This window comes from Ferrimicrobium sp. (genome assembly GCF_027364955.1).
Classification (GTDB): Bacteria; Actinomycetota; Acidimicrobiia; order Acidimicrobiales; family Acidimicrobiaceae; genus Ferrimicrobium.
Genome location: NZ_DAHXOI010000015.1, coordinates 1 through 11,343 on the forward strand (window position 1 = coordinate 1; position 11,343 = coordinate 11,343).

At 57.9% G+C, this 11,343-nt stretch carries 8 protein-coding genes and 1 riboswitch; all 8 genes read left to right on the forward strand.

What is annotated here, in order from left to right:
• Window positions 1-841: 841 nt before the first annotated feature.
• A complete protein-coding gene (locus tag M7Q83_RS09980; RefSeq protein WP_298338121.1) occupies window positions 842-1,984 on the forward strand; it encodes a transglycosylase family protein in 1,143 nt (380 codons plus the stop codon).
• 140 nt (window positions 1,985-2,124) lie between these two features.
• Window positions 2,125-2,186: riboswitch (Fluoride riboswitch) on the forward strand.
• Between the two features lie 75 nt (window positions 2,187-2,261).
• Window positions 2,262-3,203, forward strand: a complete 942-nt coding sequence (locus tag M7Q83_RS09985) for an NADH-quinone oxidoreductase subunit H (protein ID WP_298338123.1) — start codon at window positions 2,262-2,264, stop codon at window positions 3,201-3,203.
• The gene (locus M7Q83_RS09990) at window positions 3,200-3,880 is read left to right on the forward strand and encodes a hypothetical protein (RefSeq protein ID WP_298338125.1); all 681 of its coding nucleotides are present in this window, start codon (window positions 3,200-3,202) and stop codon (window positions 3,878-3,880) included. Before M7Q83_RS09985 ends, M7Q83_RS09990 begins: the two co-directional genes overlap by 4 nt.
• Window positions 3,877-5,349: a proton-conducting transporter membrane subunit gene (locus M7Q83_RS09995; protein WP_298338126.1), complete on the forward strand. Its 1,473-nt coding sequence runs from the start codon at window positions 3,877-3,879 to the stop codon at window positions 5,347-5,349. The genes M7Q83_RS09990 and M7Q83_RS09995 overlap by 4 nt, the downstream gene beginning before the upstream one ends.
• Window positions 5,349-6,863: an NADH-quinone oxidoreductase subunit C gene (locus M7Q83_RS10000; protein WP_298338129.1), complete on the forward strand. Its 1,515-nt coding sequence runs from the start codon at window positions 5,349-5,351 to the stop codon at window positions 6,861-6,863. Before M7Q83_RS09995 ends, M7Q83_RS10000 begins: the two co-directional genes overlap by 1 nt.
• A 12-nt stretch (window positions 6,864-6,875) precedes the next feature.
• Window positions 6,876-7,625, forward strand: coding sequence for an NADH-quinone oxidoreductase subunit NuoB (gene nuoB / locus M7Q83_RS10005; protein ID WP_298338130.1), 750 nt, complete (start codon window positions 6,876-6,878; stop codon window positions 7,623-7,625).
• Window positions 7,625-9,598: a proton-conducting transporter membrane subunit gene (locus M7Q83_RS10010; protein ID WP_298338132.1), complete on the forward strand. Its 1,974-nt coding sequence runs from the start codon at window positions 7,625-7,627 to the stop codon at window positions 9,596-9,598. Before nuoB ends, M7Q83_RS10010 begins: the two co-directional genes overlap by 1 nt.
• 162 nt (window positions 9,599-9,760) lie before the next feature.
• The gene (locus tag M7Q83_RS10015; protein ID WP_298338134.1) at window positions 9,761-11,293 is read left to right on the forward strand and encodes a cobyric acid synthase; all 1,533 of its coding nucleotides are present in this window, start codon (window positions 9,761-9,763) and stop codon (window positions 11,291-11,293) included.
• The last annotated feature ends 50 nt before the right edge of the window (window positions 11,294-11,343 follow it).

Below are 11,343 nucleotides of genomic sequence, written 5' to 3' on the forward strand. Positions count from 1 at the left end.
ATCAGCATAGTACAGTTCGCCACAAAAGTTCCACAAATCGCCACATAATTATACTACTAGTTCAAATGCCTGTTCTGGCACCGCACTCGTACAGACCGTCGCCTATCGCGTGCCGGTGAGGTGCGATGACTTCGATGGTGGCGTTTTTCGTCGTGTAGGGAGGTCGATGACAGTGCGTGCAATCATCTGCGTTCGTGCGTGGGCGCGGCTCTGTCGAACAGCCATTGCTGTTCACGTGAGCAGCGAATCGATGATACGAGAAGACCAGGTTGATCTCAGTGATTGTAACAAGTGTTGAACAAAGACTGTTGGTATGTCATCCGTTCGATGGACGCGGGAGATGGATCATTCCAGATACACCGGAGGATCAGAGTGTGGGATTCGGGTGTCAGGCCTAAAGTCTGGCCAGGCGGGCTCCGATTGCGGGGAGGGTCTGGTTAGTAGTGTCAAGGACCGCTTCGAGTCTGGCCTGGATGGCATCTGGCGATCCAATTGGGCATTGGCATTGAGAGTGGCTCGGATGTCACTTTCCAAGCGCGAGAGGGTCACTGGTGAGGGCGGGATAGTGAACGGTTGCTGGGGGCCGATACTGAGACCTTGGGGTGGAGCTTGGATTATGGAAGCCCCCGGTCACCGCTGAACAGCAGAGAAGACTGGAATGACGACCCCCCCAGCCGTTCTATGTTGTCGAATACGGCGAATCAGCTACTGTCCCAGTCATCAATGCAGAATCTGAGTCAGAACCGATCCACGGCCACGGGTTACCGCAACGGCACACAATCACGGCCTCAGGCCACCGCCTCACCCCGAAACCGGGGTGAGGCGGTGGATCCAGGCTAAGATGAAGGAATACGAAGGATGGAGTTCTAACGGGGCGATGCCAGTGAGAACAGTTGCTAAGGGACTTGCTTTCACTGCAGGGTTGATTGGGGTGGTGGTTATACCTGCCCCGTCCACGCAGTTGACGAGTGCTTCTCAGGCGACGCTCCAAGCGCAAGCAACCCAGCTCAGTGCCCAGATCTCAGCTCAATCTGCCGAGATTCGTCTAGTGGCCGTTCAGGCGAGTGCTGCGCGTCATCAGCTTGCCGTTGATCGCGCAAATCTGGCACGGGGAACTGCTCAACTAGTACATGAGCGAGTTCAGATGGCTGGCGAGAAAAGTCTTTTAGTGCAGTTGGCCATCGCGAAGTTTACGGATGCCTCGGGCTCGAGTGGGGTTATCAATGCCCTCAACACCGATCAGAATAGTGTGGCAGCTCAGTCAACCTATGAGAGTGTGGCGAGTGGCTACGTCGTGAACGTTATCACCAACTACCAGCGGGATCAGCAGGCCGTCACCGCCCTTGTGGCCTATGATGCGCATCAGGTGTCGGCCGCGACTCAGGCACAGCAGTCGCTCAGTCAGGACCTGGCATCGCTCCAATCAGGAGTCGCCAACGAACAGGCTGCGTTGGCTTCGGTGCACGGTCAGATTGCAGCGCTGGTGCAACAGCAGCTTGCCCAACAAGCTGCCCAACAAGCCGCTCTGCTCCAACAACAACAGGCCGCCGCCCAACAACAGGCTGCCGCCCAACAACAGGCCGCCGCCCAACAACAGGCCGCCGCCCAACAACAGGCCGCCGCCCAACAACAGGCGGTCACGCCACAACCCCAGGCCCAGGGTGCACCGAGCGCTGCAGGGGTCAGTGTTGCGGTCTCGAGTGGAGGTGCTGGCAGCCAGTGGGGAGGAACGCCCGCGCCACCATCGGCGCAGGCCTTTGCTGCGTTGCGTAACTGTGAATCCGGGGGCAATTATCAGGACAATACCGGCAATGGCTACTTCGGCGCCTACCAATTCTCGCCCTCGACGTGGACGGGACTCAGGTTTGCTGGGTTACCGTCGGCTGCGAGTCCCGCCACACAGAACCAGGCTGCCGAGGTCGAGCAACGGCAAGGTGGATGGTCGGCTTGGCCAGAGTGCTCGCTCATTCTTGGTCTCGATTAGCACCTAGGCGCTGGCGAGTCTGCGCTGAGCGAGGCAGCCCACAGGTAGGCCAGTACGGCCCACAGAATGAAGGCATCGTACTAGCACCTTCCTCGAAGGAACGTAGGGATTGACAGGGGCGATCCTTAGCGGCTACGCTGGTTCCAAAGGGTGATGGAGTCCACCTTGCAACGCCACATCGGCTGATGACTCCTCTGCTGAGTTGTAGTCGCGGGCCCGCGGTTGATGTGGGCTTGTTGGGGCAGAGGGTGTGTCGAAGCGGAGGTGTTGCTAGCCGGTGAGCGAGGTGTTGCTACAGGTCTCCCAAGTGCTGACTATTCTGTTGCTTTCGCCATTGGTCCATGGTTTCATCGTTGCTGCCGAAGAGCGTGTGCAGGGAAACCAAGGACCCTCGATAGTACAGCCCTATCGAGATCTATGGAAGTACTTCCACAAGGAGCAGTTGGTACCAACGACCGCATCGTTCATCTTCTGGCTGACACCGATCGTTGCCTTTGTTGCGATGATGATTGTGCCGATGTTGATCCCTGTTTTGACAAACTTCCCATTGCCGCTCTCCAACATCGGTGACATACTCGGTGGTGGCCTCATTCTGACGCTGGCGGCGTTCTTTCTGAGTCTTTCGGGACTTGATACCGGACATCCCTTTGGAGGTATGGGCAGTTCGCGAGAGTCGATCCTTGCGATCCTTGCTGAACCGAGCCTCATTATGGTCTTCATCGGCATCACATTGTTGGCGGAGTCGATGCTTCCTTTCGTGGTCAATCACCTTCTTGTGGCGAGCCTTGCCATCTATCTCAGTCCCGCCCATCTCTTTTTCGTGGCGGCGTTTTTGATCTTGCTGACGGTGGAGACTGAGCGACTGCCAATCCATTCCTCGATTCATTACGAGGTCTACATGATCGGAGAGGCACGCATTCTCGAATACTCGGGTCCGATGCTTGGCCTCATTCGGTGGTCGTCGTGGATGAAACAGGCCATTCTCTACACGATCTTTGTGAACGTCCTCGCCATCCCCTGGGGGCTCTCCTCGAATGGATCGGTCCCAACGGTCGCGCTGAGCGTGGTGGTTCTATTGGGCAAGTGGCTCTTGGTCGCCGTTGTCATGGTAGTGGTGGAGACGGTTCAGTCGAGATTGCGGTTCTTCCGCTACCAGGAACCACTTGCTCTCGCCCTCGTCTTGGCGGTTCTGGCCGTGGTCGCAAGGCAGGTGGTATGAATCTCATAGCACACCACCCAATCGTCATCGCAGTTTTGAGCCTCGCACTCTTTGTCGTACTTATTCTGAGCTTTGCGATTCTTGGCTCGCACTGGGTGCGCAACCACGTCTATGCCTTCACCGTGCAGTCCTGGGTCATCGCAGCGATTTCGGTGGTGGTGGCGCTCTGGGGACATTATCCGTTGCTCTATGGTATCGCAGTGCTCACGATCGTCATCCGAGGCTTGTTGATCCCTTTCCTGGTCATTCGATTGTTGGATCGCACCGGAGTGGGGCGGGAACAAGCACCGATACTGCGATCGAGTTCGACATTGGTCATTGGCGGAGTTCTGGTGATCTTGGCGTTGGTCATCGCGGAGGAGATCCATCACCAACTGCTCGGCATGCCAGCGATCGATGTCCTTGCCTTAACGGTGCTCTTGGGTGTCGAGTTCATCGCCTTTTTGATGCTTACCCTGCGAACCGAAGCGCTGTCGAGCTTGCTGGGTCTCTTGATGATCGAGAATGGGGTTCTTGCCGGATCGGTGATACTCGTGCCCGGGTTGCCGTTTTTTCTTGAGATCGTCTTTCTGTTCGACCTGCTCATTATCATCGCCACCTATGCCGTGTTGGTCCGATCCATGCGCAGTCACCTGGGTGTGACTGATGTTCGTGTCATGAAGGAGCTTACCGGATGATTTGGATACTTGTCTTTATCATCTTGGCGGTCACCGGCGCGGCAGCACTACTGTCGCTCATCGCTCCGAGACCTGTCGTAGCGGAGTCGGTGAACCTCACGGCCGCCGTGGTGGACCTTGCGCTCATCCTTTGGCTGTTAGTGATTGTGCCTAGTCGTGGTGTCGTCGGTGTTGATTCCCTTTTGTTGATCGATCCATTCGGGGTGTGGGTGCTGGTGTGTCTAGGGTTGGTCTATCTCTCTGCAACCGTGTACGCCCGTGGCTATCTCCGTGGTCAGGGGCGTTCGCCGCGTTCGCTGCGCATCTTCTATAGCTTGTTCGCTTGCTTTGCCCTGGTGATGATCCTGTCGCCGATTCAGAACAATCCTGGATTGTACTGGGTAGGCATTGACCTCACCACGTTGATCAGTGCCATTCTTGTCGGATTAGAGCCGCACCGACGTGCCATTGAGGCGGCTTGGAAGTATCTGGTCATCGTTGCGGTAGGGTTATCACTTGCCCTGATCGGCACCGTTCTTTTCTATTTTGCAGGCACCTTCGTGCGAGGCGCCAGTTATCCGATGACATGGGAGAGTTTTGAACGGATTGCCCCTAAGGCGGATCCAACGCTGCTGCTGGTGGCCTTCTTGCTCGTTCTCATCGGTTATGGCACCAAGGCTGGCCTCGCTCCGATGCATACCTGGTTACCCGATGCCCACAGCGAAGGTCCAACTCCGGTCTCGGCGATGCTCTCTGGTGGGCTCTTGAACTGCGCGATGTTGGGGATCGTACGTTACCTCGGAATCTTGCGTCGAACAAGCATGGGTGGGGATGCGAGCCGGGCCCTTGTGCTGCTGGGAGTGACAAGCCTGGTGGTGGCTGCATTGTTCATCACGCGCCAGCGAGGTATCAAGCGACTCGCGGCCTACTCGAGTGTTGAACATATCGGAATCATTGCTCTCGGTTTTGGCTTTGGTGGGGTGCTCGGAACCGTTGGCGCACTGTATCAGATGGTCAATCATTCGCTCACCAAGTCCGCAGTGTTCTTTGGTGCCGGCAATGCGATTGAGTCCTATGGCACTCGACAGATTGCTGGTATCCGTCGTATCGGGGATCGTTTTCCGGTCATGGGTGCCGCCTGGCTCGCCGCGGCGGTAGCCGCCGTAGGGGCTCCTCCGTTTGGCCTCTTTCTAAGCGAGTTGACCATCGCTCGAGGTGGAATCGCGAGCGCTAACCCTTGGGCAGTTGGTGTTATGGGTGTGGCGTTGATCGTCATCTTTGTTGGTTTCATGACCCACTTTCGCAAGATGTTCTTCTCGGGCCCTCGGCCGCAAGGCTCTGCGGCTAGTGCACGTCAGGTTTCGCTTCCTCTAACGTCAGTGGCTCCCATGGTCGTAGCGATGGCACTTGTCCTTGTGCTCGGCGTTTGGTGGCCTCAACCCCTTTGGGTCTACTTCACGCACATCGCTGCAACGTTTGGAGGTCACTGATGACGTCGCGGAATGAGATCTCCATTAGCGAACCGGGCGAACTGGTCGCCCTCCTCTCCGAACTCGCCGTTGATCCGGAGCAAGCGCCACGCACCTACCGGCGCCTGCAGGCAATCTGGGCACGTCGAAGCCCAGAGGGAATCGAGCTGAGCTATCTCGCCAGCAGTGAACAGCGTGAACCCTTCAAGCTGTGGAGACTCGTTGTGGCACCTGGTTTGAGTGTGCCGTCGCTGGCTGCGCTGATTCCGTTGGCGGGTTCTTATGAACGCGAAATCACCGATCTGTATGGGATCCGGTTCATGGGTTCCCCTGATCAGCGGCGGTTCGTCTTACATGAGGGTTCTCGTGCGCCAGATGGCTTTCTCGGACTGGATGGGAACTACTCGGACCCATGTGCGTTTGTGCCAACCCCAATGGAGATGCCAGCGGTTGGGGGTGAGGACCTACAACAGCTACGTTTCGGTCCTGTTCGCGCAGATGTGGTGGAGTCTGGGAGCTTTACCTTCTCCTACGCGGGCGAGGGTATCGTTCACTTAGAGACCAGGCTGTTTTACAAACATCGGGGTATGGAGACCCGCTTTGAGGGGAGATCAATTCAGGCCGGATCGCTACTCGCTGAACGCGTTTCGGGCATTGATAGCGTAGCTCACGCGCTCGCGTTTGCACTCGCCTGTGAAGATGCACTCCAACTTAATGTCTCGACTCGAGCACAGCAGCTGCGTGTGCTCCTCGCTGAACTGGAACGATTGTATAACCATCTCCAATACTTCGGCCTGTTGTCGAAGTTGACGACGTTGAAGGTGGCCGATGCGGAGGGGCACTATCTGGCAGAGCTTGTCAAGCAGCTGAACGCTCGGCTGAGCGGAGGCCGCTTCCTTCGTGGTCTGATTGTGCCAGGTGGGTTGCGTCGCGATCTTGTAACCGATGGAGTTGGGGATGCCTTGACCGAATTGGAGGACCAAGCGCGTAGCTACCTCGATGCCTTAGCGCGAACACGTAGCTATCGTGATCGACTTGAGACCACTGGTATACTGAGCGCACAAGTGGCGCTCGCGCAGGGGGCTACTGGTCCGGTTGAACGTGCAAGTGGGCTGGATCGCGATCTTCGCCGCGACCATCCCTACAGCGGCTACGAGCACTATCACTTTGCAGTGCCCGATGCAACAACGGGCGACGCACGGGCTCGCGCGCTGGTCCGGGAGTATGAGATTTTTGCCTCCTTTGCCATCGTGCGCCAGGTGCTTGCCCAGCTTGAGGATGGTCCGGTCCTGGTTGACGATGATCGCAGGGGATCGTCGGATGCCTTTTGCGGGATGGGTTGGGTAGAGGCTACCCGTGGGACCCTGATCTATGTGGTCTACGGCAACGGGGGATCCTTGTCGAGAGTGAAGATCAAGGAGCCATCCTTTTCGAACTGGCGTGTCTTTCCCTACACCGTCGATGGAACCAACATGATGGATTACGCGATCAACGAGGCGAGCTTTGGCCTTTCGGTGGCCGGGAATGATCGATAGGAGGTAGGGTCGGTGTCGATATGGACCTATCGCGGGCTTCGAGGCGGAGTAAAGACCGTCGGATGGCCACTCGACGAGGTGCCTGGGATGAAGGGCCTGCCGGTGCCCAACGTCGATCGTTGTCCAGAGGGTTGCGATCGCTGCGCTCGGAGCTGTCCGACGGAGGCGATTACTATCGACGAAGGTGCGGTAGAACTCGATCATGGTGCTTGCATCGATTGCAACTTATGCGTTGAGGAGTGCCCGTTTGAAGTCCTGACGCGTCCGACCAGCCTGACCCGGGCCAACAGTGATCGCGATGCGTTGCGCCGCAGCTACAACGTTGAACCTGCTCCGCCCACGTTGCAACCCACGAAAGGCCAGCGACGGTTGCGCAAAAGTCTCTTTGTGCGCCATATCGACTGTGGCTCGTGCAATGGGTGTGAATCAGAGATCGCTGCGCTCGATAACCCTTACTACAACCTGCATCGATTTGGTGTGTTCTTCACCCCATCGCCCCGATTTGCGGATGTGTTATTAGTCACAGGACCAGTGACGAGTCCCATGTATGACCCTCTCGTCTCGACGTATGAGGCGATGCCGGAACCGAAGTACGTGATCGCCACCGGTGTCTGTGCGATCTCCGGTGGGACCAACGGCGGTGGCTACAACGCACACCGAGGTCTCGGTGGAGTCGTTCCGGTCGATCTATGGCTCCCTGGATGTCCACCACATCCGGCGGTCATCGCTGATGCACTACTCGCGCTTGTGGGAAGAGCTTGATGAGCGTCCCCCAGGTTGCCACCCTTGGCATGGCGATTGCTGCAACCCTGTTGATTCTGAGTGTTGGTCTTCATCTGGCGCGCCTCTCTTCCTGGAGCCCAGCGCTTGCGCATAAGGTGGTGTTGGTTGGCGTGCTCGTAGCGTTGGTCGCCGATATCGTTGGCCTGCCAAGCGGAACGAGTTCGCTGCATCTGTTCGTCCTAGAGAATCAGCCGCTGGTGTGGCGCTTGGACACCGCAGCGTTGCTGATCTTGGCCCCTGCTTGGTTGGCGGTTGCCTTGGCGGTCGCGGTACGCCGCGATCGGGGCGGTTGGTGGTCACTTGGTGTCGCGATTGCATTGCTTGGTGTACTCTGTCTTGCTGGGTTGAACAATGGTGCCTCAATGATCGTGGGTTGGGAGCTCATGAGTCTGGGTAGCGCGGTGATGATCCTTTCCAACCGATCCGATACGAACGGCTCGAAGGCGACACTGACGATGCTGGCACTCCTTGAGGTCGGCAGTGTCGCTCTGATCATGGCGGTAGCCCTTTTGGGGCCAAACCTTGGATTCGCCGATTTCCGGGGCGACTGGGCCGCGCGCGGCGTTGTGGTCTCCTCCATTATCGGGCTGCTATTCCTGGTGGGCTTTGGAGCCAAACTAGGGATCGCGCCGTTGTATGCGTGGGTGGCAGAGGCGTACGGGTGCGCTGATGGGCCAACCGGTGCTATCCTCTCATCGCTCATTCTGAACACCGCCTACTTCGCTTTGGGTCGTGCGCTGCTGCGATGGCTTCCGGTTCATGCGAGCTCGACACTATTCCTCGGGGTGACGGTCGCAGCTCTTGGCATGCTCTCGGCGATCATCGCTATTCTTTACGCTTTTCAGCAGCGAGATTGGCTCCGACTGCTCTCCTTGTCAGGTGTTGAAAATGGGGGTATCGCCATTGCGGCACTTGGAGCGGCGCTGATTTTCCAGGCGGGAGGGCAACAAGAACTTGCCGGACTCTGCTGGTTGATTGGGATCCTGCATCTGATGGGCCATAGCCTTGCGAAGGCAAGCCTCTTTCTTGCGGCATCAGTCAAAAAGGAGCGCGATGGGAACTATCGGATCGTCCAGATCGGTCTTGGACATGAGTACCCGTGGACGGTTGGTGTCGGAGGCTTGATCGCATCGATGAGCCTGTCGGCCATGCCACCAGCGATGGGTTTTGTCACCGAGTGGCTGCTCTTTGAGGCACTTTTCCATGACTTCACGCTTGTCTCCTTGGCAGGGAGGACGACGCTGATTCTGGTGGGGGCGGGACTTGCGCTCTCAGCGGCACTGAGTCTGGCGACGCTCGTGAAACTCTACGGCGTAGGGCTCCTGGGTGCGAGGCGGCCAGGCAGATCGGTTATCGCCGGTCGCCGACTCGCGGTACTCGTTCTTGGGTTGGCAAATCTTGCTGGGGCTATCAGTCTCGTGTTTTGGGAACCATTGATGTGGCGCGCTTCCTGGCCAGATCCCGCGAGTGCGAAGGCGCTGGTGAATGGGTTGTTGATCGTCCCTCTGTCAGCTGGCTTTGCCTTTATCTCGCCGGTCAAATTTGTGATCGTCGGGGTACTCTTTGCGTGTGTGCCGGTCGGCTTGGCACTGCGGCGGTCAAGACCGCGTCGTGTGCCGCCCTGGAGTGGTGGGGAGACGGTGGACTTGGTAGCGAGTGCGACCACCGCTTTTGGTTTCTCTAATCCGCTGCGGACCGTCTATTCGTTCCTCTATCGGCCGAAGACGTCATCCGAGCGCTCCTACCGTGATCACGGTTACGTACTCGAACGGGCCACCTACCACGCCGGAGAAGCTCCGATTCTTGGAGCTGGTTTGATCCAATCGTTGCGAAGGGGCGTCAACCGGCTCGCTCGCGTGCTGAGTCCGCTTCAGGGAGGTCAGCTCAACGTGTATCTGAGCTACTTACTCATTCTGTTCCTGATCGCGATGATCGCGATTTTTGTGCACTGATCCACTCCTTCTCGCGTGGGGCGAAGGCGGTTGTTGCGGAAGCGACCAACGAACCCGACCGCCCTGCGTTTACACTGGGCGATGATGGTATCCGTGACACCTGCCCTCTCCAGATGAGTGACCCATCCCGACTGAGGGTCGGGTTTTGGTGATGAGGTTGCTGTGACGAGTTCCCATGCTCGAGGTGTGTTGATCGCCGGCACCGGCTCCAATGTAGGCAAGTCACTGGTGGTGACGGGTCTCTTGCGTTGGTGTCGCCAGCGAGGGATCGCTGCTGCGCCATTTAAAGGCCAAAATATGGCGTTGAACTCCGCCGTTACGATCGAGCGTGGGGAGGTTGCCCGAGCCCAAGCAGTCCAGGCGCGCGCGGCCGGGGTCGATCTCAGCGTGACGATGAACCCCGTGTTGATCAAGCCAACGGCTGCACAACGATCGCAGTTGATCGTGCGTGGTCATCCAGTTGGCGAGATTGCCAGTGGTCGATGGATAGCGACCAAGCGAGAGCTGCTCGCAACCGTTGTCGAGGCCTTCGAAGAGCTGAGCGCGAGCCACGAACTGATCATCGCGGAGGGAGCGGGCTCCGCCGCTGAGATCAACCTTCTCGAGGGTGATTTGGCAAATCTTCGGTTTGCCCAAGCGGTGGGACTTGAGGCGGTCTTGGTCGGTGACCTCGAGCCAGGGGGTGTCTTTGCATCGATCTATGGTCACTATACGCTCCTATCAGAGGAGTATCGAAGCCTGTTGCGGGGTTTTGTGATCAACCGTGTGAGAGGTGATGGAGGCATTCTTCAGCCCGGTATCGATGTATTGACTCGACGGCTTGGTACCCGGTGGTTCGGCAATCTGCCGCTCATTGACGGCTACCTGCCGGGTGAAGATGCCATCAATCTTGGGGTCACCCAATGGAGTCCGTCGGGAAGGGATGGGCTTGGGAGCCGACAGAGGAGTGAGGCTCCGATTCGGGTGCGCGTGGTGGAGTTGCCCTATCTGGCCAACTACACCGACTTTGATCCACTCGTGCTGGAGCCGGATGTCGATCTTCGTTTTGTTCGTCGCCCCGAGGATCTTGCCGACGCAGATCTGGTAGTGCTGCCCGGAACGAAGGCAACGGTCACCGCTCTGTCGTGGTTGCGCTCCTCTGGATTTGTACCCCAGCTCGAACACGCCCTCGGTCAGGGCTGCTGGCTACTCGGTATTTGTGGTGGTTATCAGCTGTTGGCCGACCAGATCGAGGACCCGATCGAGTCGGGGGTTGGTCGCGTCAACGGCCTCGGCCTCCTGCGAGCGCAGGTGGTCTTCGAGGCAGAGAAGGTGTTAGCCAATGTGGTTGGAACGGCACCTTGTTTTGGGCAAGCGCGGGTGGTCGGCTATCAGATTCACCACGGACGTGTCGTCGCCGAGGAGGACCCGTTTTTCATGTTAGCCAGTCCTGATACCCAAGAGGGGGAAGTGACGGTACGAGAGGGTAGCTGTCGAGATGGCCAGATCTATGGCACCACGCTCCATGGACTCTTCGACGCGGATCATCTGCGATCGCCATTTCTCACAGCGCTCGCTCGTGCCCGTGGGCGTTCCTTTGCGAGCCAGCTGCATTTTGATGAGTTCGTAGAGCGAAGTCTTGACCAACTTGGCGAGGTTGTTGGCGCACACCTTGATGTCGCTCAGCTTCTAGGACTCGAGAGGCTCGGCGGCTAACCTGTGCTGTGGCCGGGTCGGGCCGATACTCACGAGGCGATGCGAGGGCC

Coding starts and splice junctions, on each gene's coding strand:
- M7Q83_RS09980 (WP_298338121.1), top strand. CDS start 842: ATGAAGGAATACGAAGGATGGAGTTCTAACGGGGCGATGCCAGTGAGA.
- M7Q83_RS09990 (WP_298338125.1), top strand. CDS start 3,200: ATGAATCTCATAGCACACCACCCAATCGTCATCGCAGTTTTGAGCCTC.
- M7Q83_RS09995 (WP_298338126.1), top strand. CDS start 3,877: ATGATTTGGATACTTGTCTTTATCATCTTGGCGGTCACCGGCGCGGCA.
- M7Q83_RS10000 (WP_298338129.1), top strand. CDS start 5,349: ATGACGTCGCGGAATGAGATCTCCATTAGCGAACCGGGCGAACTGGTC.
- M7Q83_RS10010 (WP_298338132.1), top strand. CDS start 7,625: ATGAGCGTCCCCCAGGTTGCCACCCTTGGCATGGCGATTGCTGCAACC.